At 63.2% G+C, this 24,411-nt stretch carries 25 protein-coding genes and 1 other RNA gene; 16 read left to right on the forward strand and 10 right to left on the reverse strand.

The window, feature by feature from the left end:
• Positions 1–9 precede the first annotated feature (9 nt).
• From CKW40_RS23385 to CKW40_RS23405, 5 genes are all read left to right on the forward strand, one after another.
• Entirely contained in the window at positions 10–1,794 is a 1,785-nt protein-coding gene (locus tag CKW40_RS23385; RefSeq protein WP_095202211.1) for an acetolactate synthase 3 large subunit, read from the forward strand.
• 209 nt (positions 1,795–2,003) lie between these two features.
• Positions 2,004–2,330, forward strand: a complete 327-nt coding sequence (locus CKW40_RS23390) for a PadR family transcriptional regulator (RefSeq protein ID WP_095202212.1) — start codon at positions 2,004–2,006, stop codon at positions 2,328–2,330.
• Positions 2,327–2,893 (forward strand): DUF1700 domain-containing protein, encoded by a 567-nt coding sequence (locus CKW40_RS23395; RefSeq protein ID WP_095202213.1) that lies wholly within the window; start codon positions 2,327–2,329, stop codon positions 2,891–2,893. The genes CKW40_RS23390 and CKW40_RS23395 overlap by 4 nt, the downstream gene beginning before the upstream one ends.
• A 43-nt stretch (positions 2,894–2,936) precedes the next feature.
• Positions 2,937–3,644: a GIN domain-containing protein gene (locus CKW40_RS23400; protein WP_179298080.1), complete on the forward strand. Its 708-nt coding sequence runs from the start codon at positions 2,937–2,939 to the stop codon at positions 3,642–3,644.
• A gap of 127 nt (positions 3,645–3,771) precedes the next feature.
• Entirely contained in the window at positions 3,772–4,803 is a 1,032-nt protein-coding gene (locus CKW40_RS23405; RefSeq protein ID WP_095202215.1) for an alpha/beta hydrolase family protein, read from the forward strand.
• A 56-nt stretch (positions 4,804–4,859) separates the two neighbouring features.
• Here the strand turns inward: CKW40_RS23405 and ssrA are convergent.
• Positions 4,860–5,220, reverse strand: a transfer-messenger RNA (tmRNA) gene (gene ssrA, locus CKW40_RS23410).
• A gap of 171 nt (positions 5,221–5,391) precedes the next feature.
• Between ssrA and CKW40_RS23415 the strand changes: the two genes are divergently transcribed.
• Positions 5,392–5,703, forward strand: coding sequence for a DUF2853 family protein (locus CKW40_RS23415; protein WP_064983857.1), 312 nt, complete (start codon positions 5,392–5,394; stop codon positions 5,701–5,703).
• 357 nt (positions 5,704–6,060) lie between these two features.
• Positions 6,061–6,855 (forward strand): thymidylate synthase, encoded by a 795-nt coding sequence (locus CKW40_RS23420; protein WP_095202216.1) that lies wholly within the window; start codon positions 6,061–6,063, stop codon positions 6,853–6,855.
• A gap of 12 nt (positions 6,856–6,867) precedes the next feature.
• On the opposite strand, the gene CKW40_RS23425 is transcribed toward CKW40_RS23420, so the two are convergent.
• Positions 6,868–7,077 (reverse strand): TOBE domain-containing protein, encoded by a 210-nt coding sequence (locus CKW40_RS23425; RefSeq protein ID WP_095202217.1) that lies wholly within the window; start codon positions 7,075–7,077, stop codon positions 6,868–6,870.
• Positions 7,078–7,289: 212 nt separating this feature from the next.
• Here CKW40_RS23425 and modA point away from each other — a divergent pair, with 212 nt between their 5' ends.
• The 4 genes from modA (at position 7,290) to CKW40_RS23450 (ending at position 10,331) form a co-directional block, all read left to right on the forward strand.
• The gene (modA, locus tag CKW40_RS23435; protein WP_095202218.1) at positions 7,290–8,081 is read left to right on the forward strand and encodes a molybdate ABC transporter substrate-binding protein; all 792 of its coding nucleotides are present in this window, start codon (positions 7,290–7,292) and stop codon (positions 8,079–8,081) included.
• Positions 8,082–8,102: 21 nt separating this feature from the next.
• Entirely contained in the window at positions 8,103–8,807 is a 705-nt protein-coding gene (modB, locus tag CKW40_RS23440; protein WP_095202219.1) for a molybdate ABC transporter permease subunit, read from the forward strand.
• Positions 8,804–9,916: a molybdenum ABC transporter ATP-binding protein gene (gene modC / locus CKW40_RS23445; RefSeq protein ID WP_095202220.1), complete on the forward strand. Its 1,113-nt coding sequence runs from the start codon at positions 8,804–8,806 to the stop codon at positions 9,914–9,916. Before modB ends, modC begins: the two co-directional genes overlap by 4 nt.
• Positions 9,917–9,989: 73 nt before the next feature.
• Positions 9,990–10,331, forward strand: coding sequence for a winged helix-turn-helix domain-containing protein (locus CKW40_RS23450; RefSeq protein ID WP_095202221.1), 342 nt, complete (start codon positions 9,990–9,992; stop codon positions 10,329–10,331).
• A 55-nt stretch (positions 10,332–10,386) separates the two neighbouring features.
• Here CKW40_RS23450 and CKW40_RS23455 read toward each other — a convergent pair whose 3' ends face one another.
• The 8 genes from CKW40_RS23455 to cobF all read right to left on the reverse strand — a co-directional run bounded on the left by CKW40_RS23455 (position 10,387) and on the right by cobF (position 20,235).
• Positions 10,387–11,340, reverse strand: coding sequence for a D-ribose ABC transporter substrate-binding protein (locus CKW40_RS23455; protein ID WP_179298081.1), 954 nt, complete (start codon positions 11,338–11,340; stop codon positions 10,387–10,389).
• A 32-nt stretch (positions 11,341–11,372) separates the two neighbouring features.
• Complete coding sequence (locus CKW40_RS23460) at positions 11,373–12,539, reverse strand: ABC transporter permease (RefSeq protein WP_179298082.1); 1,167 nt, start codon at positions 12,537–12,539, stop codon at positions 11,373–11,375.
• Positions 12,502–14,082, reverse strand: coding sequence for a sugar ABC transporter ATP-binding protein (locus CKW40_RS23465; protein ID WP_095202222.1), 1,581 nt, complete (start codon positions 14,080–14,082; stop codon positions 12,502–12,504). Before CKW40_RS23465 ends, CKW40_RS23460 begins: the two co-directional genes overlap by 38 nt.
• Positions 14,079–14,738 carry a DUF2291 family protein gene (locus tag CKW40_RS23470; RefSeq protein ID WP_095202223.1) on the reverse strand — a complete coding sequence of 220 codons (660 nt, stop codon included), beginning with the start codon at positions 14,736–14,738 and terminating at the stop codon, positions 14,079–14,081. The genes CKW40_RS23465 and CKW40_RS23470 overlap by 4 nt, the downstream gene beginning before the upstream one ends.
• A 322-nt stretch (positions 14,739–15,060) precedes the next feature.
• Positions 15,061–16,803 (reverse strand): glycerol-3-phosphate dehydrogenase/oxidase, encoded by a 1,743-nt coding sequence (locus CKW40_RS23475; RefSeq protein ID WP_095202224.1) that lies wholly within the window; start codon positions 16,801–16,803, stop codon positions 15,061–15,063.
• Positions 16,800–17,576, reverse strand: a complete 777-nt coding sequence (locus CKW40_RS23480; RefSeq protein WP_095202225.1) for a DeoR/GlpR family DNA-binding transcription regulator — start codon at positions 17,574–17,576, stop codon at positions 16,800–16,802. Before CKW40_RS23480 ends, CKW40_RS23475 begins: the two co-directional genes overlap by 4 nt.
• Positions 17,573–19,108 carry an FGGY-family carbohydrate kinase gene (locus tag CKW40_RS23485; protein ID WP_095202226.1) on the reverse strand — a complete coding sequence of 512 codons (1,536 nt, stop codon included), beginning with the start codon at positions 19,106–19,108 and terminating at the stop codon, positions 17,573–17,575. The genes CKW40_RS23480 and CKW40_RS23485 overlap by 4 nt, the downstream gene beginning before the upstream one ends.
• Positions 19,109–19,458: 350 nt before the next feature.
• Complete coding sequence (cobF, locus tag CKW40_RS23490; protein WP_095202227.1) at positions 19,459–20,235, reverse strand: precorrin-6A synthase (deacetylating); 777 nt, start codon at positions 20,233–20,235, stop codon at positions 19,459–19,461.
• 153 nt (positions 20,236–20,388) lie between these two features.
• Here cobF and CKW40_RS23495 point away from each other — a divergent pair, with 153 nt between their 5' ends.
• The 5 genes from CKW40_RS23495 (at position 20,389) to CKW40_RS23515 (ending at position 24,371) form a co-directional block, all read left to right on the forward strand.
• Positions 20,389–21,408 (forward strand): DUF4424 domain-containing protein, encoded by a 1,020-nt coding sequence (locus tag CKW40_RS23495; protein WP_095202228.1) that lies wholly within the window; start codon positions 20,389–20,391, stop codon positions 21,406–21,408.
• Positions 21,408–21,926: a dihydrofolate reductase gene (locus CKW40_RS23500; protein ID WP_095202229.1), complete on the forward strand. Its 519-nt coding sequence runs from the start codon at positions 21,408–21,410 to the stop codon at positions 21,924–21,926. Before CKW40_RS23495 ends, CKW40_RS23500 begins: the two co-directional genes overlap by 1 nt.
• 169 nt (positions 21,927–22,095) lie before the next feature.
• Positions 22,096–23,211 (forward strand): FtsH protease activity modulator HflK, encoded by a 1,116-nt coding sequence (gene hflK, locus CKW40_RS23505; protein ID WP_095202230.1) that lies wholly within the window; start codon positions 22,096–22,098, stop codon positions 23,209–23,211.
• Positions 23,211–24,179, forward strand: coding sequence for a protease modulator HflC (gene hflC, locus CKW40_RS23510; protein ID WP_095202231.1), 969 nt, complete (start codon positions 23,211–23,213; stop codon positions 24,177–24,179). Before hflK ends, hflC begins: the two co-directional genes overlap by 1 nt.
• Before the next feature lie 3 nt (positions 24,180–24,182).
• A complete protein-coding gene (locus CKW40_RS23515) occupies positions 24,183–24,371 on the forward strand; it encodes a DUF2065 domain-containing protein (RefSeq protein ID WP_095202232.1) in 189 nt (62 codons plus the stop codon).
• Positions 24,372–24,411: the final 40 nt, after the last annotated feature.

Raw genomic sequence — 24,411 nt, forward strand, 5'->3', positions numbered from 1 at the left:
ATCAGAACCATGACGGGCGAGAATCCCACTCAGACCGCGAACAATTGTATGACGGGCGCGGAGATCGTTCTCCACGCACTTAGAGACAATGGCGTTGAGCATATCTTCGGCTATCCCGGCGCCGCCATACTGCCGATCTACGACGAGATATTCCAGCAGGATGACATCAAGCATATCCTCGTGCGCCATGAGCAAGGGGCGGGCCATGCCGCTGAAGGCTATGCGCGGTCCACGGGCAAAGTTGGCGTCATGCTCGTCACATCAGGCCCAGGCACGACAAATGCGGTGACGCCGCTGCAAGATGCGCTAATGGATTCCGTGCCGATCGTCTGTCTGTCAGGACAGGTGCCGACAACGCTGATCGGCTCCGATGCCTTTCAGGAGTGCGATACGGTCGGCATCACACGGCCCTGCACCAAGCACAACTGCCTGGTCAAAGACGTCAATGAACTGGCGTCAACAATCCACAGGGCGTTTCGTATCGCCAAGTCTGGGCGACCGGGACCTGTCCTCGTCGACATGCCAAAGGATGTTCTGTTTGCCACCGGCATCTATACACCGCCCTCGGATACCGCCGCAGCGAAAGCCTGTCGGCCGAAGGTGGAAGACGACATCGACCAGATCGGCAAGGCGATAGAGTTGATGGCCAATGCCCGTCGTCCCGTCATCTATACCGGTGGCGGCGTCATCAATTCCGGCACGGAAGCTTCGAGACTGTTGCGGGAATTCGTCGATCTGACTGATCTTCCAATCACCTCGACCCTCATGGGGCTTGGCGCATATCCGGCATCCGGCAAGAACTGGCTGAAAATGGTCGGCCTGCACGGATCTTACGAGGCGAACATGGTCATGCACGAATGCGACGTCATGCTTTGCATCGGCGCTCGCTTCGATGACCGTGTGACCTCGCGCGTGGAGGCTTTTTCGCCGAATTCCCGGAAGATCCACGTCGACATCGATCCGTCCTCGATCAACAAGACCGTCCGCGTCGATATCGGCATCCGGGGCGACGCCGGCCACGTCTTGGGCCGCCTGGTTCGCTCATGGCGTGCATTGTCCCGGAACCCTGACAGAAGCCGTCTCGATGAATGGTGGAAAAAGATCGCGTACTGGCGCGAACGCAATTCCTTCGCTTACGAGATGAGCAACGAGGTGATCATGCCGCAATATGCGGTCGAGCGTCTCTACGCGCTGACAAAGGATCGCGACACTTACATCACGACTGAAGTTGGCCAGCATCAGATGTGGGCGGCCCAGCTCTACGGCCTCGAAAAGCCGCATCGCTGGATGACGTCGGGCGGCCTCGGCACGATGGGCTATGGCTTGCCGGCGGCGTTGGGCGTGCAGATCGCACATCCGGAAAGTCTCGTCATCGACATTGCCGGCGACGCATCTGTTCAGATGACGATGAAAGAGATGTCGGCGGCAGTTCAATACAATGCGCCTATCAAGATATTCATCTTGAATAACTCTTACATGGGCATGGTTCGCCAGTGGCAGCAAATGCTTCACGGGAACCGGCTTGCACACTCCTATTCCGAAGCTTTGCCTGATTTCGTCAAACTGGCCGAAGCGTTCGGTGCGGTCGGCATGCGTTGTGAGAGACCAGCCGACCTCGACGGTGCGATCCGGGAAATGATTGATGTAAACCGGCCGGTACTCTTCGATTGCCGTGTTGCCGAACTCGCCAATTGCCTTCCGATGATCCGGACGGGCAGGGCTCACAATGAGATGCTCTTGCCCGGTGACACCGTCGCTGGCGCGACTGATTTGGCCGGACAGGGGCTGGTATAGACGCCAGAGCGGGGTGCATTCGAATTGAGGCGGAGCATCCCGCTCAGACGCCTCCGCGCACGGCCACTATGCTGTTGGCGGGATTCCTACAAAAGACACCCGCGTTGGACCAGCCTCGCTGCCGTGTCACGCAGGTATCACGTTTAAGTGGGTATCTTGCATAAGAAGGTACCTTCCAATACAGTGTACTGAATTTACCGGGAACGAGCATGACCGACCCAAATGACGTCCAGCTGAAAAAGGGGGCGCTCGAACTCTGTGTGCTGGCCTTGCTCGCCCAGCGGGAAAGCTATGCCTATGAGATCGCCAGCACGCTGGCCGAGCGTGTCGGCATGGGGGAAGGGACGATCTATCCGCTGATGCGGCGCATGCAGAGTGACGGGCTTGTCGCGACATGGCTCGTCGAATCGACGAGCGGTCCGCCCCGCAAATATTACCGGCTCACTGCTGCCGGCAGGACCGCCTACGAGGCGCGCAGCCGAGAATGGCGCAGCTTTGTCGATGCCGTCGACCTTTTCCTGGGAGAGATGGAATGAACCGCGATGCTTTCTTGGTTTCCCTGCGCAACAGCTTGGCCGGAATGTCCGTGGGCGAAATCGACGAGATCGTCGCCGACTACGCCGCGCATTTCGACGAGGCGCGGGCCTCGGGACGCAGCGAAGAGGATGTCGCCAAGGCACTTGGCGATCCGGCGCGGCTGGGACGGGAGCTGCGGGCGGAAGCGGGCATCCGGCGCTGGGAGCACGATCGTGGTCCGGCCGGCGTTGCCGCCGCGCTGCTTGCCCTGACCGGGCTCGCCGCCTTCGACATTCTTCTGCTGCTGCCGGTTCTCATCGTCTTCTGCTTCGTCGTGCTCGGTCTCGGCGTTGCGGTCGTGGCGCTCGGCGTCACCAGCGTCTGGCTGCTACTGAGCGTCGTGCCGTTCTGGCATTTCGCATCGTGGGCCACGGCGTTCGCACGTCTGCTGGCCGCTGTCGGCCTCGCCGCCGCCAGCATCGGATTAGGCTCGCTGCTGCTGCTTGGCCTCAATGTCGGGGTCAAGCTGCTGGGGGATTATGCGCGCCTGCATTACCGCCTGGTCAAACCACGCCAGCCCTGACTCAACCCCGTGGCGCGCCGCCACGCGAAACAACAGGTGCAACATGAACAAGACGCTTGCCTGGACCGCCTTGCTGTCGCTTGCCGTGGCCGTGATCTGCCTGTCGCTGGCGAATTCGATCGCCGGGAACGAGTGGAGAGGCGGTCGTTGGTGGAGTTTTGCCTCCAGCTGCCGCAGCTCCGGCGACGGGACCAAGCCCGGATCGGTGACGCTCGCCTGGGAACCGGTCTCCAGCGAGTTTCAGATTGCCCTGCCGGCAACGGTCACTTATCGCCCGGGAACGCCATCCCAGGCCATCATCAGCGGCGATCCCGAGGCGGTTTCGCATGTTCGCCTGTCCGGCAATGTGCTCGACTTTGACGACGATTTCGATTGCGACGGCCTGCCGGTCAGCGTCCAGCTTACCGGTCCGGCGGTCCCCAGCTGGCGCTTGAGCGGCAGCGGCAAGCTCGAGCTTGCCGCTCTCGCCCAGGAGGCGCTCGATCTGCGCATCAGCGGCAGTGGCGATGTGCGCGCCAGCGGCAGCGTGCAGGATCTCTCCTTGCGCATCTCCGGCTCGGGTTCAGGCGATTTTGCCAAGCTCACGGCGAAGACCGCCAGCGTCCAGATCAGTGGCAGCGGCAATGCCGACATCGCTCCGCAGGACCAGGCCGACATCCGCGTGTCGGGTAGCGGCAACGTGCAAATCCACGGCAACCCGAAAATCAATTCGCATGTCAGCGGAAGCGGCAGGGTCGAGACGGTGCCCTGAGCGGTCGCCAGGCGCCGGCGCGACCGCGCCGGTAACAGCGCTTTTCATCAAACTGCATGCCGCCGGAACCGCAGGGTCGGACTGCGACCCTGCGCGTGGGGAATCTTTGAACAGTTGGAGACAGGAAATGCGTTTGAAAACACTTCTTCTTGCCGCCCTGGCAAGCCTGGCGGCTACGACGGCTCACGCCGCCGGCCTGAAGTTCATTCAGATTCCGGGGGATGCGGCGGGTCCGGCCATCGACGCGGTCATGTGGTCGCCTTGTGCCAGCCCGGCGGTCGAGGTGAAGATCAAGGGATTTCTGGTTCCCGCCGTGCCCGATTGCCCGATCGCGGGCGGGACATTGCCGCTCATTGTCATCTCGCATGGCTATGGTGGCTGGTATTTCGGCCACCACGACACAGCCGAGGCGCTCGCGGATGCCGGCTTTGTCGTCGTTGCCATCAATCACCCGCAGGCGAACCATGCGGATATGAGCCGTGCGAATGGGCTGGGCGTGCTGAGACAGCGTCCGCTCGACATCAAGCGCACCATAGATTTCATGCTCGGCGCCTCGGCAGATTCGGCCAAAATCGATCCCCGGCGCGTCGGCTTCTTCGGATTTTCGCAAGGCGGCTATACCGGGCTTGTCATCGGCGGCGCCAATCCGGATTTCAACAAGCTGCCGCCGCGCTGTTCGGACCCGACTGCCGTCGGCTGTCCGCCGGCCGGTCAGCCCGAGCCTGCGCGCAAGCAACTGCCGCTGGAAATGCTGACCCACGATCTCCGCATCAAGGCGATCGTGGTGGCGGATCCCCTGAGCGTTGTTTTCCAGACCACCGACAGCGTGAAAGACGTCAAGGTTCCGCTGCAGCTCTGGAGTTCTGAGTTCGGTGGCGACGCTGTATCGCCCGCCGACGTGAAGCGACTGACTGGGTTGCTGCCGCCGACACTCGACTTTCACGTCGTGCCCAACGCCGTGCATTTCTCATTCCTGACGCCATGTCCGCCCGAGGACGCGCGCAAGCCATCTCCGGCTTGCATCGATGCCCCCGGTTTCGACCGCATTGCCTTCCACAAGGCGTTCAATGCGGATGTACTTGCCTTCTTTCGCCAGTATCTGGCCGAGGACCATGGGACAAAAATGTCCGAGCCTGGCCACGAAGCAGCCGTGCAATAGGCAAATTACCACTGATGGAAAGGCTTGCGCATGGCGCAGATTGAAAGAGGGGGAGAAGTGGAGGTTTCTGTTGCCAGGTACCTCCGAACCCCGCCTAGAAGTGCGAACCCCTAGGGCTTGATTTGAAGCGTTCGCACTGCATTAAGCAGCGAGACGAGCTTCCGCATAGTTGTCGTTGGCAACTATAAGTTTAGCCCGATGACGGTGGTACAATGCCGGGCAAAAGTACGATCTTTACACCTTCGTCGATCCTATTTCGCCCCCAGCAAAAACCGCTCTGTCGTCAACAGCGGCTTTTGGTGGAGGCGCCGGGTACCGCCCCCGGGTCCGAACGGCTTATTTCATCGCCCATTTATCGCCATAGTCGGTCAAGCCGACAAAACGAATATAGGGGGCGTTGCGCGGAAATGAAAGGCCGCAATGGGGCTTTGTCGCTCATGTCAAATTGCGACGGCAAGGGTTGACTTGGGCGCGGTCTCAACGGAAGCTTTGCGAGCGGTGAGGAGTTAGCGACCTAGCGCACAAGTTGCGAAGCGCGCCACAGCCCTCATCGACCGGATCCGTGGCGCCGACGAGGGGATTTTTTTGATGGCCGACTATCTTGCGGATGTGAAGAAGTACGACGCGGGCGCCAGCGCCGACGCGGTCGAAAAGATCGTCAAGCATCTGGGCATTGCGCTTAGGAACCGCGATTCCTCGCTGGTGTCCTGCACCGACCCGAAGGAGCTCGAGCGCGTCAAGGAGAGCTGGGTGGCCAAGAAGCTCGGCGTCAGCGACGGGGCCAAGGCCGACGCCTCGATCGAGAAGACCTGCAAGGCCATGCACGCCGACAACACCAAGAGCCGCGTGACCTTCTATTATCTGGTGGCCAAGGATCTGGGCAAACTCGGCTCGCTCTAACGATCGCCCGTCAATTTGCGAAGGCTGGCACGGCAGGATAGTCGCTCCAGCCTTGTTTTTCACTTCATCGAGCGTCAGCGCTGCCCCTCATCTGGCTGCCGCCCTCTTCTCCCCCGTGAACGGGGAGAAGGACGCTGTCTGGGCGATTTCGCCAATTGCCAACGTTGCAGAAATGGCGCGGCGACGCGGCCAACTTCTTTCTCCCCGTTTACGGGGAGAAATGCCCGGCAGGGCAATGAGGGGCGGCGCAAACGTCTGGAAAGAGTGGTGGGCCGAGCAACCCTTCTACCGTTTTGCTGTGTTCGGCCGCCGGTCTGGCCGCTATAATACCCACACACTCGAATCGAGCCGGAACCGATGCGCCAGTATCTCGACCTCTTGCAGCATGTGCTCGACAACGGCGCCGATCGCGGTGATCGCACCGGCACCGGCACGCGTTCCGTCTTCGGCTATCAGATGCGCTTCGATTTGGCGCGCGGCTTTCCGGTCACCACCACCAAGAAGCTGCATCTGAAGTCGATCATCCATGAACTCCTGTGGTTCCTGGCCGGCGACACCAACATCAAGTATCTCACCGACCATGGCGTCACGATCTGGGACGAATGGGCCGACGAGAATGGCGACCTCGGCCCAGTCTACGGCAAGCAGTGGCGCTCCTGGCCGGACGGCCATGGCGGCTCGATCGACCAGATTGCGAATCTTCTGAAAGAGATACGCCGCAATCCTCAATCGCGGCGGCTGATCGTTTCGGCATGGAATCCGGCCGAAGTGGAGGCGATGGCGCTGCCGCCTTGCCACTGCCTGTTCCAGTTCTACGTGTCTGAGGGCCGGCTTTCCTGCCAGCTCTACCAGCGTTCGGCCGACATCTTCCTCGGCGTGCCGTTCAACATTGCGTCCTACGCGCTGCTGACGCTGATGGTGGCGCAGGTGACCGGACTGAAGCCCGGCGATTTCGTCCACACGCTCGGCGACGCGCACCTCTACTCGAACCATTTCGAACAGGCGCGCGAGCAATTGCGCCGCACGCCGAGGGCGCTGCCGACGATGTGGATCAATCCGGAGGTGAAGGACCTGTTCGCCTTCCGCTTCGAGGATTTCCGGCTGGAAAATTACGTTGCCGATGCCAGTATCAAGGCGCCCATCGCGGTCTGAGCCGCAGCCGGTTCAGTCGATGCCGACCATCACGTCCGAGGCCTTGACCACGGCATAGGCCTGCTTGCCTTTTTCGAGCTTCAGATCGGCAACCGCCTCGTTGGTGATCGAGGCCGTGACGATGGCGCCGCCGCCAATGTCGATCCTGACATGCGAAGTGGTGGCTCCTTTGACGATTTCGGTGATGGTTCCCTTGAGGATATTGCGGGCGCTGATCTTCATTGGGCTCTCCTTTGCTTTTATGCATGTCGTTCTCCCAAAACCGAGGTCACTTTTGGGCGACATGCATTAGGGCTTCCTGCTCGTCTTACCAGAACAATCGACGGGGCATAGGCGTTTTCGCAAGCTGCCGGGCCTTCCCTTGTTATATTCATGCGGATATATCGATCGGCAGGCTTCGCGCCACACGGATTTCAAACTAGGGAGAGTTTTCGATGACGCGCAAAGGTTTCGGGTTGAGGGCGATCGCCATTGGCGGTTTTGCGGCGACATTGATGGCGGTGCCGGCCGCGCATGCGGAAGACAAGGTCGTGGTGTTCGCGGCGGCCAGCCTCAAGGACGCGCTCGATGCGGTGAACAAGGCCTGCGAGGCCGATGTCGGCGAGGCCGCGACCGTCTCCTATGCGGCGAGCTCGGCACTGGCCAAGCAGATCGAGGGCGGGGCGCCGGCCGACGTCTTCATTTCGGCCGACCTCGACTGGATGAAATATCTCTCCGACAAGAAGCTGACCAAGCCCGACACAGAGGTGAAGCTGCTCGGCAACGAGATCGTGCTGGTGGCGCCGAAGGATTCGACGGTCGAGACCAAGATCGAGAAGGGTTTTGACCTCGCCAAGCTGGTCGGTGACGGCAAGCTCGCCATGGGTGACTTCAAGGCGGTGCCGGCCGGCAAGTACGGCAAGGCGGCGCTGGAATCGCTCGGCGTCTGGTCCTCGGTCGAGGGCAAGGTGGCGCAGGCCGAGAATGTGCGCGCGGCGCTCAAGCTGGTTTCGACGGGCGAGGCCACGCTCGGCATCGTCTACGCCACCGACGCGCATGCCGAAAAGGGCGTCAAGGTGGTCGGCACCTTCCCGGAGGATTCGCATCCGCCGATCATCTATCCGGTTGCCCAGACCGCCGATTCGAAGGACAAGGATACGCCGGCTTTCCTGAAATGCCTGCAGTCCGCCAAGGCCGGTGCGCTCTTCAAGGAACAGGGTTTTACCGTGCTCACGCCGAGCAACTGAACAGGGGCCTGATAGCGCAATATGAACTGGCTGCTGGACCTCACTCCCGACGAATGGAATGCGGTCCGGCTGTCCATCAAGGTGGCGACGGTGGCGATGCTTTTCAGCCTGCCACCGGGCATACTGATCGCGCTGTTGCTTGCCCGCGGACAATTCTGGGGCAAGACGCTGCTTAACGGCGTGGTTCACCTGCCGCTGATCCTGCCGCCCGTGGTGACCGGCTATCTCCTGCTTTTGACGTTCGGCAAGCGCGGCCCGGCCGGCGCCTTCCTGGCCGAGCATTTCGGCATCGTCTTCTCGTTTCGCTGGACAGGTGCCGCACTTGCCTGCGGCATCATGGGCTTTCCGCTGATGGTGCGGGCGATCCGGCTGTCGATCGAGGCGGTGGACCGCAAGATGGAGGCGGCGGCGGGAACGCTTGGCGCCAATCCTTTGTGGGTGTTCGCCACCATCACGCTGCCGCTGATCCTGCCCGGGCTGATCGCCGGCGCAATCCTGGCCTTCGCCAAGGCGATGGGCGAGTTCGGCGCGACGATCACCTTCGTCTCCAACATTCCGGGCGAGACGCAGACGCTGCCCTCGGCGATCTATACGTTCACGCAAGTGCCGGGCGGTGATGAGGGCGCATTGCGGCTGACATTGATCTCGATCGTCATCTCGATGGCGGCACTGGTCGCCTCGGAAGTGCTGGCGCGGCGTGTCGGCCGGCGGATGGACATCGAATGAGCGTCCTCGTCGACATTGGCCACCGGCTCGGCGATGTCGCCATCGAGGCCCGCTTCGAGAGCGCCGGGCGGCTGACGGCGCTGTTCGGGCCGTCCGGCTCGGGCAAGACCTCGCTCATAAATATGATCGCCGGGCTGATCCGGCCCGACAAGGGCCGCATCGCGGTCGACGGTCGCGTGCTGGTCGACACCGATGCCGGCATTTTCGTGCCGAAGCACAGGCGCCGCATCGGTATGGTGTTCCAGGACGCGCGGCTGTTTCCGCATATGAGCGTGGCCGGCAATCTGCGCTATGGCCGCTGGTTCACGCCGGCAAAGGAGCGCTATGCCGACATGGACGCCGTCGTCGAATTGCTCGGCATAGGCTCGCTGCTCGGGCGGCGCCCGGCAAAGCTGTCCGGCGGCGAAAAGCAGCGCGTGGCAATCGGCAGGGCGCTGCTGGCCAGCCCGAAACTGCTCCTCATGGACGAGCCGCTGGCCTCGCTCGACGAGGCGCGCAAGGCGGAGATCCTGCCCTATATCGAGCGGCTGCGCGACGAGACGAAAATCCCGATCGTCTATGTCAGCCATTCGGTCGCCGAGGTGGCGCGGCTGGCGAGCGACGTGGTGATGCTGGCGCAAGGCAAGGTCGTTGCCAGCGGACCGACCGAGGCGGTGATGCAGAGGCTCGATTTGTTGCCGGCCGAAGAGCGCGGCGAGGGCGGGGCGGTTCTGGACACGAAAGTGCTGGGTCACGATGAGGTGTTCGGAATGACCGTGCTGGACTCTGCCGCCGGCGAGATCCGCGTACCGCGCCTCGCGATGAAGACCGGGGCTCGCGTGCGTATCCGCATCCGCGCCCGCGATGTGATGATCGCCACGGAGAAACCGGCAGGCCTCAGCGCGCTCAACATCCTGCCCGGCACGATCGTCGCGATCAGCCCGGGAGAGGGGCCGGCGGTCGAGGTCGGCATCGACTGCAATGGCGCGACGGTGCTGGCCCGCATCACCGAACAGTCGCGGCATGCGCTGAAGCTGCGGCTTGGCGGCAAGGTTTTCGCGGTCGTCAAGACAGTGAGCTTCGACCGGGCGAATACCGGCGCCGGCCTGCCGCTCGAGGTCGACGGCTGACAGGTGCGGCAATCGGCGCTATATTATTTTGGAATAGCGGTATTGCCGGAGTGGTGACCGCGGAGGAGCAAAGATGCCATCGCTGAGCTTGCGGATAAATCTCGATCCGGACGGGCGGATCGGTCCAGGCAAGATCGAGCTTCTCGAGCACATCGCCACTTTCGGCTCGATCTCGGCCGCCGCGCGCGGCATGGAGATGTCCTATAAGCACGCCTGGGACCTGGTCGAGGACATGAACCGGGTGTTCGGCAAGCCGCTGGTTGCCGCGCAGACCGGCGGCCGCAAGGGCGGCGGCGCGCAGCTGACGGCCATTGGTCTGGCGGTGGTCAGCCGTTTCCGCGCCATCGAGCGCGCGGCCACCGCAGCGGCTGCGACGCATATGGATGCGCTGCAGGCGGAGATTGATGCGGGCTGAGTGATCGGCGGGAACAGGAGAGGGGCGACCGAAAGGCCACCCCTCGTCGGTTTTCTTACTCCGAGAGCGTGAACGGAGCCGTGTACTTGTCGACATTGTCCTTGGTGATGAGCAGACAGTCGAACAGCTGCTTCTCAGTGGCGGCGCCGGTCTTGCCGGTCTTGATGAAGGAGTCGGCCTGCTGCACGGCTTTCGCCGAGTAGACGGCCACCGGCTGCAGCACGGTGTATTGCAGGTCGCCGGCCTTGATGGCGGCGACGGCGTCCGGCGAGCCGTCGAAGCCGCCGACCTTGATGCTCGACAGTTTTCCGGCCTCTTTCAGCGCCGCGATTGCGCCGAGCGCCATTTCGTCATTGCCGCTGGTCACGCCGATAATGTCGGGATGGGCCTGCAGCAGGCTCTGCATCTTGTCGTGGCCCTGGGTGCGGTCCCAGTTGGCGACTTCCGAGCCGACCTTCTTGAGGTCGGGATACTGGCTGATCACGGTCTCGTAGCCGTTAGACCGCGTCGCGGCGTTGTTGTCGGACGGGGCGCCGAGCAGTTCGACATAATTGCCCTTCTCGCCGATGGCCGTCACCCATTGCTGGCCGCCAAGTGCCGCGCCTTGCGCGTTGTTCGAGACAAGCTGCGCCTTGGCGAGGCCCTCCTGGTTGATCTCGGCATTGACGAGGAAGACCGGGATGTTAGCGGCGATCGCCTTCTTCACCGCGCCGATCGAGCCACTGGCATCGGCCGGGTCAAGGATGATGGCCACGGACTTGTTGGTGATCGCCGTGTCGATCAGCTTGCTCTCGGTGTTGGTGTCGGCCTTGGAGGCGCCGACCGTCGCGGTGTAGCCGAGCTTCTCGGCTTCGGCCTTGGCGACATTGCCTTCGGTGAGCCAGTAGGGGTTGGCGGGATCGATGACGATGACCGAGATGAGGCCACCGGCCGACGCCGCGCTTGCCGCGACGATCGGTGCGGCCAGGGCGAAGGCCGAGAGCATCAGAATTCTGGCACTGCGATACATAGAGTTCCTCCTTTGGTTAGCAATCGCGCCGGTCAACCGGCGGTCCTCTCGAGGGCGGGATCGGCCGTTGTGGCCTTGTCCTTTTGTGGAGAAGTGGGCGAGCCGCCGGCCGGGCTCGGGAGCTTGACGCGGCGGCGATACTGGATGGCGTTGAGCAGCACCGCCAACACGATGACCGCGCCGGTGAACACTGTTTGCCAATAGGCAGAGACGCCGATGATCACCAGACCATCGGACAGGAAGCCGATAACGAAGGCACCGACCAGCGTGCCGCGGATGTTGCCCCGGCCACCGGTGAGCGCCGCGCCGCCGATGACGACGGCGGCAATTGCGGTAAGCTCGTATGAGGTGCCGGCGGTCGGGCCTGCCGAGGTCAGTTCGGACGACAGGATGAGGCCGGCCACCGCGGCGCAGATGCCCGAGAGCATATAGACCGAGACCTGCACCTGCTTGACCGGCACGCCGGAGAGTTCGGCGGCGCGTTCATTGCCGCCGGAAGCGTAGAGCCAGCGGCCGAAGGCGGTGCGGTTGAGGATGATGCTGCCGATGATGGCGATGACGGCCATCACCAGCACGCCGATCGGGATGTCGAGCAGGCGGTTGAAGCCCAGCCATTCGAAGCCGGTGTTGCCGAGCTCCGGCTTGCCGCCGAGATCGTTGTAGGTCAGGCCGTTGGTCATCAGCAGGGCTGCGCCGCGCACGACGTAGAGCATGCCGAGCGTGGCGACGAAGGCGGGGACCTTCAGCCAGGCGATGAGGACGCCGTTGACCAGGCCGACCAGCGCGCCGAGCACGCAGACCAGCACCGCGACGACCCAGACCGGCGGGTAGAGGATGACGCCGAACGAGGTCAGCTGCACGCCCTGCATCAGGAAGCCGGCGATCACGCCGGAGAAGCCCAGTGTCGAGCCGACCGACAGGTCGATGCCGCCATTGAGGATGACCAGCAGCATGCCGACCGCCAGTATGCCGAAGATGGCGACATGCGAGGCCATGGTCAGGAAATTGCCGACCGAGAAGTAGTAGGGAGACAGAAGCGAGAAGACGATGATGATCGCGATCAGCGCGAAGAAGGCGCGGCCCTCCAGCAAAAGCTTGGCCAGGCTGAAGCCGTCGGTCGAAACCCTTGGCGAAACCCTCGGGGCGCGGCTGCGATCGGGGCTAGCGTCGGTCACGTTTGTGGCTCCTGTGTTCTTCATGGTCGGAGACCACGGCCTCGCCCGAAGCGGCCATGATCTCCTCCTTCGTGGCATCGGCGCCAAATTCGGCCGAGATCCTGCCGCGATGCATGACGATGATCCGGTGCGCGATGCTCAGGCATTCGGCGACTTCCGAGGTCGAGAAGATGACGGCGAGCCCACGGGCCGCCCGTTCGCTGAGCAGCCGGAACACCTCCGCCTTGGCGCCGATGTCGATGCCGCGGCTCGGCTCGTCCAGCAGCATGACCTTGGGATTGGTGGTCAGCATCTTGCCGATGACGACCTTCTGCTGGTTGCCGCCGGACAGCGAGCCGATGGGCGCGCTGCCGCCCGCGGTCTTGACGTGCACGTCGCGGATCGAGGCTTCGACCAGCGACCGCTCCTGCGAGCGCGACAAGAACATTCCCCTGACAAAGGATCCGATGCTGGCGAGCGACAGGTTGGCGCCGACAGACATGGTCTGCACCAGGCCGTCGCGCTGTCGGTCCTCGGGCACCAGGACGAGCCCCCTGGCGATGCGCTCGGCGATGCCGAGGCGGGAGATGTCGTTGCCCCCGAGCAGGATGCGCCCGCCCGATGGGTGCAGGCGCCCGGCGATGCATTCCAGCAACTCGGTGCGCCCGGCTCCCATCAGCCCGTAGATGCAGACGATCTCGCCGTTGTGCACATCGAGCGACAGCCCGTCGACCACGGAGCGTTCCGAACTCGAGGCATCGGCAACGCTGACGTCCTCTACCGACAAGGCGATCTCGCCAAAGGCGTAGCCGGTGGGTGGCGAGCCGAGGTCGAAATTCTCGCCCACCATGTTGCGGACGATCCATTCGAGATTGATGTGCCTGGCGTTGGCCGTCGCGGTGATCGCGCCGTCCCGCAGCACCACGGCGTAGTCGGTGATCTGCAACGCCTCCTCGAGATGATGCGAGATGTAGACGATCGAGACGCCGCGGGCGGTCAGGTCGCGGATCACCCGGAACAGCACCTCGACCTCGGTGGCGCTGAGCGCCGAAGTCGGCTCATCCATGATCAGGATGCGCGAATCGACCGAAAGCGCGCGTGCGATCTCGACGATCTGCTGCTGCCCAAGGCGCAGGTCTTGGACCAGCGTCAGCGGATCGATGTCTTCCTCGAGTTCGGCCATCAGCAGCCGGGTCTGGCGGGCTTCCTCGGCGAAATCGACGCCGGTCGCGCCGCGTATCTCCCGGCCCATGAAGATGTTGTCGCGCACGCTGAGATTGGGCGCGAGGCTGAGTTCCTGATGGATGATCGAAATGCCGCGGTCGCGGGCATCGGAGGCGGAGGCGAAGGTGACGGACTGGCCGTCGAGCTCGATGCTTCCCGATGTCGGCGTGGTCACGCCGGACAGAATCTTCATCAATGTCGACTTGCCAGCACCGTTTTCGCCGAACAGCGTGGTGACCTTGCCGCGGCGGATGTCGAAATTGACCCCTTTGAGCGCATGGGTGCCGCCATAGGTTTTCACGATGTGGCGTGCCGCGAGCACAGTGTCGCCCGGCGCGGGTTCGAATTCGGGCGCCGCATTCATTGGACGCTCAGCTTCACCGGCGCGACCAGCCAGCCTTTGGGATTGATCAGCTTGAAGACGCCGACGACCGAGATGGTCTTGCCGGTGAGCTGAGTGTTGTCGATGGCCGACAGCACCTGTTTCTTCATCTCGTTGTTCAGGGCCGAGCCCGCATTCTGGTACTCGATCTGGTTGGTGAACTGGCCGAAGGTGATCGAGCCGGTGGCATCGCGCAGGTCGGTGCCGTTGATCGCCGGCCCGGTCTGGACGCGAATGACCAGATTGTCCGGGACGTCAGCGACCTTGACGGTGTAGATGCCGGACTTTCCCTCGCCGACCACACCAGTGAACTTGACCGAGAATTCGGTGCCGACATTGGCCGGCACGCCATATTGTTTCTCCGCCGCCGCCTTGTCCTTGACGATGGCCGCGGCAAGCGTCGGCGCATCGACGGCGCGCTGCTCCACGGCGGATTGCACGTTCGGAAATTCAGCCTTGCCGAACGCCTCCGGCGAAAACGCGGCCTTGCGGGTGTCTTCGGCCGAGCCAATGGTGACGATCTTGGTGTCGAGGATCATCGCGCCGAGCAGCACCAGGATCGCGACCGCGACGGCCACCCAGCGGACGCCTGGCGACCCTCGGCGGTTCATCGTGGTGGTTGCTGGCTGCGAACTCATGCTGTGACGACCTGTGTAGTGGCGGCGATGAGAAGTGGCATTTCGTTTTGTCGGCGTGAGGCGCCGAATAAGCCGCTGTGCGGTCGGTCCACTTGCATCGACCCCTCCCGCAGCGTGCTCCTCCAACGCAATCGACCATACATCGATGTGAAATTACCGTCAATAACTGTGATACTTTGCCGATAACGTAACATTTGTGTGACCACTCGGCTGTTAGGAATCAGGCAATGCAATTGATTTTATTGAATTTTTCAAAATCAACAATATCTCACAAGCGCTGTGATACGCTCGCTTTCGAGTCAGAGAGGAGGCTGCGCCCCGCTCAAGCCAATTTGGCGCGATCGCTCGTGGTTCGTGAGAGGCGCTCCGCTTGCAGTCCCATCAAATTGGTGCCGTTGAGCTGCGCGACAACCGCGTCGATCTCCTCGCCCATCCTCTGCGGAGTCCAGCCGAGCGCCCAGCCAGCAACGATGGCGACCTGCTGCAAGTCGCCTGTCGTCAGGGAACCGCTGATGGCCAGCGTCGTGCGCCGCATGACGATGTCGGCCAGATGTTCGACGAATTCATTGCGAGCGATGTAGTCGATCTCCGACACGCTGTAGTTGCTCGAGTCCGGCAAGCGGTCCTCATTGCTCGATGCGCTCTGGTGGCGGGCTATCCGCGACGCCTTGGTGCCATAGCGCGACAAGAGTTGGTCGAGGCGGGCCTCGTCGATGCCTGAAGCCGATGCAGCGTTGGCCAGCCAGTTCGACCGCGCCGCCGTGTCGGCCGGAAAGTCCTTGCCGCCGCCGATCGGCATCGAGCGCGTCGTCACCTTGCGGGCGCGGCCGAGACGATCGAGCACGGTGTCGGCGACTTCCTCGGCGAAACCGCGGAACGTCGTCCATTTGCCACCGATCAGCGAGATGATGGGGAAGGGGCGCGATGGCTCCGGCTCCGCCACCGGCGCCGAGTGGTCGCGGCTGATCAGGCCGGGAACCGTGGTGTCGGATGCGGGCAGGGGCCTGATGCCGCTATAGGCATAGACGATCTGGTTGCGTTCGAAATGCATGCCCGGCAACAGCGTGCGCACGCTTTCCAGCAGATAATCGATTTCCGCCGGCTCGCAGCGGACGGTATCCGGATTGTCGGCCGCAAGATCCGTCGAGCCGACGAGCGCCTTGCCGAGATAGTCGTAGACCAGGCAGATGCGCCCGTCATCGGCTTCGAAATAGAGCATGCGCCCGGCCAGGCTCTGCACCAGCGCGTCGTGCTTCAGCAGGATATGCGAGCCCTTGGTGCCGCCGATCATCTTCGACGGCGCGCCGAGTGCCGCGTTGACATGGTCGATCCATGGGCCGGCGGCGTTGACGACCAGTCTCGGCCGCAGCGAGAATTCGCCGCCGTTCTCCCGGCGGAAGGCCAGCACGCCGTTCGAGGAAGAAACCAGCGAAGTGTAGTTGGCTGCGCTGGAGCCGGGATTGGCCTCCAGACCGTCGGCGATCAGCTCGAGCACCAGCCGTTCGGGATGTATGATCTTGGCGTCGTAGTAGGTGCCGGTGGCGACGATCGAGCCGGTCAGCGCCGGCATGTCGCGCAGCGCCTGAGCGCGCCCGACGAGCCGATGGCGCGGCATCACCCGGTGCCTAGAGCCGTAGAAATCGTAGATCATCAGGCCGATCTTGATGAGGACAGCGCCACGGCTGCGCGGCGCGCTGGTCGAGCCCAGCAGCGTGCGTAGCGCCGCCCACATGCCCTTGCCCCAGGAGAAGATCGGGATGACCGTCGGCAGCGGGCTGACATAGTGCGGTGCGTTCTTGAGCAGCAGGTTGCGTTCCAGCGTCGACTGCGCCACCAGTCCGAATTCGCCGGTCTCCAGATATTTCAGCCCGCCATGGATCAGGCGCGAAGGCGCTGCACTGGTGCCGGAGCCGAAATCCGCCTTGTCGACGATGCAGCAGCTGACGCCCTGCGCGCTGAGATCGCGAAACAGGCCGGCCCCATTGATGCCGGCGCCGAGGATGACGACATCGACATCGCCCTCATCGGGTGCGCCATCGCGCTGGCTTTCGGCCGTTGATGTCATGGCCTCGCCGTGGTGACCACGCGCAGCTGAACCCCGGCCTGCTCCAGCTTTTGCGCATGCTTGTCGCTGATGCCGTCGGTGACCAGGACCGCCTCGAAGCTGATGAGGTCGTCGAGCACGTGCAGGGCCACCTTGTCGAACTTGGAATGGTCGACCAGGAGGATGCGCTTGATCGCTGCCGCCATCATCGCCTGCTTGACCCGCACCACGTGCTGGTCCTGGATGAAGGCCGTGGTGCCGCTGATCGCGGAGGCCGAACAGATCAGGAGATTGGCGCGCAGCCGCGAGATCGCATTCTCGCAGACGATGCCGATATAGGCGTTGTAGGTGCGATGGTACTGGCCGCCGAGGCAGATGAAGTCGATGTCGTCGACATTGGTCAGCAAGGCCGCCGTCGACACGCTGTTGGTGATGACGGTCAGCGGCGTGACCTCGAGCAACAGCGGCGCAACGGCATTGGCCGTGGTCGAATCGTCCAGGATGATCGCCTGTCCCGGTTCGACATAGTCCATCGCGGCGCGGGCCAGCGCGTCCTTCTCGGCCCGTCCAACCGTCACCCGGTAGCGGAAGGCGCTTTCGTAGAGGCCGGATGGCTGCACGGTGACGGCGCCATGCAGCTTGCGCAGCACGCCTTGATGCGCCAGCTGGTCGATGTGGCGGTGGATGGTCATGCGCGACACGCCGAAATGCTCGACCAGATCGTCGATGCGCACCTGGCCGAGTTTTATCACGTATTCGGCGATTTCCTCGCGCCGTTCGTCGGCCTTGATCATGCTGTGCCCCCCAATTCCTGCCCCGCAAGGCTTTCGATTTCCGCCCATTTCGGCCTGAGCTGCTCGGCAATGCGGCCATAGATGGAATAGCGCTCGTCGAAGACGGCGCTGCGTGCCGGGTCCGGGCGGTATTCGCGGCTCACCGTGCAGGTGGCGCGCGCGCCTTCCTGCGGCGAGGCGAACAGGCCGACCGCCGCGCCAGCGCAAAGGGCAGCACCATAGGCGGCCGCCTCGTCGGTCGAGGTGACGATGACCGGCACGTCGAGCACGTCGGCGAACATCTGCGCGATGGTCGGATTGCGCGAGCCGCCGCCGGTCAGCCGCACCTCGCGGACGGCAAAGCCATCGCGCAGGGCTTCGACATGGGTGCGGTGGTTGAAGGCGATGCCTTCCAGCACCGCCTTCAGCATGTCGCCGCGGTCATGCCAGCCGCGCAGGCCGACGAAGCTGGCGCTGGCGGCATTGCCGTAGGGCGAACCGAACAGAAAGGGATGGAAGAGCAGCGTCGACGGCTTCTTCAGTGCCGTGTCGATTTCGGCCGCCAGCATCTCGTGGATGGAGCCACCGTTCTTCCGGGCTTCTTCCTGCTCCAAGCGGCAGAGCGTATCGAGGAACCAGTCGTAATTCGCCGTCGAGGCCGGCGAGATCGACATGTTGTTCCAGCGGCCTCGGTCGATGGCGTTGCGGCAGAACCAGCGCGGGTCGGTACGCGGCTCGCTGGAGACCACTTCGTTGATCGAGTAGGTGCCGGCGACGATGCTGACCACGCCATCCTCGTGGCCGCCGATGCCAAGCGCCGAGGCGGTGACGTCGTGCAGGCCGCAAGCAACCGGTGTCCCTTCTGCAAGCCCGGTCAGTGCTGCCGCTTCGGCGGTGGTGTAGCCGACAATGTCGGCCGAATGCGCAACCGGCGGCAAGGCCGCGAACAGTTCTTCCAAGCCAAAGATGCGCATCGCCTCTGGCGCGTAGGCTTGCGTGCGTACGTCGGTGAACGAGGTGCTTGCCTCGGTCAGATCGGTGCCGACGGTGCCCGTCAGGCAAAAGCGCAGCCAGTCCTTGCAGCCGACGATATGGCCGATCTGGGCGAAACGTTCCGGGGCGTGCTTCTTCAGCCAGCCCAGTATCGCCGATGGTGCCGAAGCGTGCGGAACCTGTCCGGTCAGGGCGAGCGCCTCGGCAAAAACCGAACCCTTCGCCCATTCGTCGACGATCTCGCCGGCGCGGCTGTCGAGCGACAGGATGCCGGGGCCGAGCGGCAGGCGGTTCCTGTCGAGCAGATACAGCCCGTCACCATGCGCGGTCGCCGCCACGGCCTTGATGTCGTGAGCCGGCCGGCCGCTGAGAGCGATGGCTTCCCTGATCGCCTCGGCGGTCGCCTGCCAGAGGCCCAGCATGTCGCGTTCGACCCAGCGGGGATGCGGCATCGATTGCGGTACGCGGCGCCTGGCCACCGACAGCTGCGAGCCGTCGGCATCGAAGATCACTGCCTTCGTCACCGTCAGGCCATTGTCGATCCCAAGCAGGCTGGACATGATGATCCCGTTCAGCGTGAGCCGGTACGCGTTGCGAATTGGTCCCGAACAAGGGTGGCGCTGAACATCATGGAAATCATCCTCGCCGGGATCCGCCATTGCCGATTGCGGGCCGCCGATGACACAGCGGCAGGATTCGAACCGGCCAACTGATCATACAATTCTGTGAATTTAACGTCAATATGTGTGATATACGCCGCGCGGGTGAGTTCCACGGGGCTACGCTTGATTATCAAATTAGCATAAAACGCTGTTTTTTCTAACTCTTGCGAGTCGCCAATCCGTCTCGCCGGTCCTGTTACCCATGCGACGCCGATAGCTGGCTTGCCGCTGATGCCGCAGGGTTCTGACTAGATATCCTCGGGCTCGCCGGGCTTGCGCAGCAGATAGGTGTCCATGATCCAGCCCTTTTGCCGGCGGGCGTTCTCGCGGACCTTCTCGATCTCGGTGCCGACATCGCCGAGGCGACCTGAAAGAATGATTTCGTCAGGCGTGCCGAGATAGGCACCCCACTGGATGAACACATCCTGGTCGGTGAGCGTGTTGAAGGCGCATTTGCCGTCCAGCATCACGACCGTGCTGCCGGCATTGTTGGCCAGACCTTCTTCAGTCAGCCTGCGGCCGGTGGTGACCAGGATGGAATCGCCGATGCGGTTCAGCGCCATTTTGTGGCTGGCAGCAAGCGCCTGGATGGCGGTGATGCCGGGGATGACCTCCAGTTCGAAGGCGACATTGTCTCTCAGCCGCACGCGCTCGAGGATGCGCAGCGCGCTGTCGTAGAGCGAGGGGTCGCCCCAGATCAGGAAGGCGCCGCAGCCATCTTCGGCGATCTCGTCGCGGATCAGGGCTTCGTAGATGGCGGCGATGGCTTCGTGCCAGTCGTCGACGGTCGAGCGGTAGGAAGACGCCGGCTCGGCGCGCACCGGCACGTCGAATTCGACGCGGCGCGATTTCGGGTTGGTGACGAAGCGGTCGCAGATCTCGCGCCGCAATTCGGCAAGGTCGTTCTTTTTCGCGCCCTTGTCGGGGATGAACAGCACGTCGGCACTGTTCAGGCCTGATATGGCCTGAACGGTCATGTGGTCGGGATTGCCGGCGCCGATGCCGATGACGAGAAGCTTGCGCATGGGGCGAACTCCTGCCCGATCGGAAGCTGTTAGTCCAGACTGCTGCTTTGCGTGTCCAGACCGCTTTTGGCGGGTTCACGGATGCGGAAGGGCTTTGAAAGGCCACATTGAAACAGCTAGGGTCCTGGCGGCATTCTCGCCGAGGGGGCTTTCATGCTGCGATATGTTCTGACCACCGTGCTGGCGCTGTCGGCGGCGCCCGCATTGGCCAACGACTCGGTCGCCGAGCTTGGCACCGGTGGCCTCATTCTGTCGCGTAACGATGTGGTCGCGATGCAAAGCGAGGATCTCTTCATCTCGCCCGAGAAGGTGACGGTCGACTACGTCTTCCACAACAACACCGACAAGGATGTCGACGCGATCGTCGCCTTCCCGATGCCCGACATTTCGGGCGATCCCGAAGAAATGCCGGCGATCCCTGAAAACCAGAGCGACAACTTTTTGGGCTTCGAGGTGACGATCGACGGTGCTCCGGCAAAGCCTCAGCTTGAGCAGAAGGTGTTCGCGCTCGGCATCGACATCAGCGCCGACCTCAAGGCGCAGAATGTGCCGTTCAATCCGTTTGGCGATGCGGCCAAGGTGGCATTGGCGAAGCTGCCAAAGGCGGTGGCCGACGACTGGGTCAACCGTGGCATCATCATCGAGGATCCGGAAAGCGACAGCGACCAAAGCGCCACACCGTCCTACGCGCCATGGTGGCAGCTGCGCTCGACCTATTGGTGGCGTTCGACCTTTCCGGCCAACAAAGACGTCCATGTTTCGCACCGCTACAAGCCGAGCGTCGGCGGCACGTCCTCGGTCAGTTTCTTCAATGAGGGCCAGTTCCAGGGCTCATACGCCGCCTACAAGACCCGCTACTGCATGGACGGCACGTTCGAGAACGCGGTGCGCAAGGCGGCGAAGGACAATCCCGACGGCTATCCCAAATTCTATGAAAGCCGCATCGCCTATATACTGACAACCGGCGGCAACTGGGCGGCGGGCACCATCGGCAAGTTCAAGCTGACCATCGACAAGGGCAATGCAAAGGCCCTGGTCTCGTTCTGTGGCGACAATGTCAAAAAGGTCGGGCCGACGACTTTTCAGATGACCGCGAACGATTTCTACCCCGAGCACGACATCGATATCCTGCTGCTGGAACCATCGGACAACAACGGCGGGGAAGCCAACTGATGCATGTTGCGATCTACGTCGCCATTGCCGAGAACAACGTGATCGGCCGGGATGGCGGATTGCCCTGGCGGCTCTCCACCGATCTCAAGCGTTTCAAGGCCGACACGATGGGCAAGCCCATCATCATGGGCCGCAAGACCTATGAAGGCATTGGCCGCCCGCTGCCGGGCCGGCTGAACATCGTCGTCACCCGCGACAAGAGCTGGCGCGCCGAGGGCGTCGAGGTGGCGCATACGCTGGAAGCGGCGATTCAGCTGGCAACGGTGCGCGGACGCTGCATGACCGGCGTCGACGAGGCCTGCATCATCGGCGGCGGCGAGATCTATGCCCAGGCGCTGCCGCTGGCCGACCGGCTGCACGTCACCCATGTGCTGGCCGCCGTCGATGGCGACGCGCATTTCCCGCCGATCGACCCTCAGATCTGGCGCGTGGTCAGTTCGCAGGAGGTTCCGGCCGGGGAAAAGGACAGCCACGCAACGCGCTATTCGGTTTACGAGCGCCGCCGCCAGATACTTTGATAGACAAAAGGTGCATTGAAGGACGACAAAGGGTCGCTACCGGCCCAAAACGGATGATGTCGGCGGGCCATCGCGTTGAAAGCGTGCCGTGGCGTCCCTATAGAAGAACAACACTGGATTTCGCGCCGTAACTGCGGTGCTTGAGGGAATTCCAAGCGAAAGGACATTCATGCCCTGGAACGACAAGAGTGGCGGAGGCGGCGGCCCGTGGGGCGGCGGCGGCAACAATCAGGGACCTTGGGGGCAGGGACCAAAGGGGCCAAGCGGCCCGCCGGGGTCGCCTCCGGACCTCGAGGACATTATCCGCCGCGGCCAGGACAGGCTGCGACGCGCGCTGCCCGGTGGCGGCGGTGCCAGTCCGGCCGTGTTCGGGCTGATCGCCGCGGTGCTGGTCGTTCTGTGGGCGTTCCAGGCGGTCTATACGGTGCAGCCGGACGAGGTCGCGGTCGAATTGCGCTTCGGCAAGCCGAAGCCCCAACTTTCCCAGCCAGGCCTGCATTTCCACTGGTGGCCGCTTGAAACCGTCGAGACCGCCAAGATTTCCGAGCAGCTCGTCGACATTGGCGGCGGCAACACCAGCGGCAACGGCCTGATGCTGTCGGGCGACCAGAACATCGTCAACGTGCAGTTTTCGGTGGCCTACCAGGTCTCCGATCCCCGGGCCTATCTGTTCGACGTCTCCGACCCGGACGGCATGCTGCGGCAGGTTGCCGAAAGCGCCATGCGTGAAGCCGTCGGCCGCCGGCCGGCGCAGGACATTTTCCGTGACGACCGTCAGGGCATAGCGGCCTCGGTGCGCGAGATCATCCAGACGACGCTGGACGGCTACAAGGCCGGCCTCAACATCAACGCCGTCTCCATCGAAGATGCGGCACCGCCACGCGAAGTGGCCGATGCGTTCGACGAAGTGCAGCGCGCCGAGCAGGACGAGGACAAGTTCGTCGAGCAGGCCAACCAGTATTCCAACCAGAAGCTCGGCCAGGCGCGCGGCGAGGCGGCACAGATCCGTGAAGACGCGGCCGCCTACAAGAACCGCGTGGTGCAGGAAGCCGAAGGTGAGGCGCAGCGCTTCATCTCGGTCTATGACGAATACGCCAAGGCACCCGATGTCACGCGCAAACGCCTTTATCTGGAAACCATGGAGAGGGTTCTGAAGGACTCGAGCAAGGTCATCGTCGAGCAGGGCAACGGACAAGGCGTCGTGCCCTATCTGCCGCTGCCGGCATTGCAGCCCAAACCGCCGGCTCCGGCCGCACCTGCCGCGAACACGGGAGGTACCCAGTGATGGCCAACCGTCTTCCCGTCTTCGTCGTCATCGCCGCGGTCATCCTGTTCCTGATCTATTCCTCGGTCTTCGTGGTCAATGCCCGCCAGCAGGCGCTGGTGCTGCGCTTCGGCGAGATCGTCGACGTCAAGAGCGAGCCCGGCATCTACTTCAAGGCGCCGTTCTCGTTCTTCGATGCCGATACGGTGCAACTGATCGAGAACAGGGTGCTGCGCTTCGATCTCGACAACATCCGTGTCCAGGTGTCGGGCGGCAAGTTCTATGAGGTCGATGCCTTCATCGCTTATCGCATCTCGGATCCGCGCGTCTTCCGTGCCGCCGTGTCCGGCCAGATCGAACTGGCCGAAGCGCGGCTGAGGACCCGTCTCGACGCTGCCTTGCGCCGCGTCTACGGTCTGCGCGACTTCGAGGCGGCGCTCTCGGAAGAGCGCGCCGTGATGATGCGCGAAGTGCGCGATCAGCTGAGGCCCGACGCCACCTCGCTCGGCCTGCAGATCGAGGATGTCCGCATCCGCCGCACCGACCTCACGGCCGAGGTTTCACAGCAAACCTACGACCGCATGAAGGCCGAACGCCTGGCAGAGGCCGCTCGGCTGCGGGCACGCGGCAATGAAGCGGCACAGCGCATCACGGCACGCGCCGATCGTGAAGTGGTCGAGATCGTTGCCGAAGCGCAGAAGGAGTCCGAGATCCTGCGCGGTGAGGGCGAAGCCCAGCGCAGCGCCACCTTCGCGGACGCCTACAAGCGCGACCCGGCCTTCTTTGATTTCTACCGGTCGATGAATGCTTATGGCACGGCGCTGGACAACACCGGGACGACCATGGTGCTGTCGCCGAATTCGGAGTTCTTCCGCTTCTTCCGCGATCCGGACGGCAAGGAAGGGCCAGCGAAGCCGCCAGCGGCTCCGGCTGCACCGGCGACGGCACCTGCCGCGCCGACGACGCAACCCAGCACCGGCCAGCAATAGCCGGTGCTGGACTTTTTCGCAGCGATAGGCCTGGTCCTTGTCATTGAGGGCCTGGTCTATGGCGGTTTTCCCAGCTTGGCGAAGAAGCTCGCGGGCGAGGTGCTGTCGATGCCGGAGAATGCATTGCGGATCGCCGGGCTGGCCGCGATCGCCATCGGTGTCGGCATCGTTTGGCTGGTCCGGGGCGGATGAGAACGTCAGGTTTTCGTCTGCGGCATAACGGAGGATTTAT

Source organism: Mesorhizobium carmichaelinearum (genome assembly GCF_900199455.1).
Classification (GTDB): Bacteria; Pseudomonadota; Alphaproteobacteria; order Rhizobiales; family Rhizobiaceae; genus Mesorhizobium; species Mesorhizobium carmichaelinearum.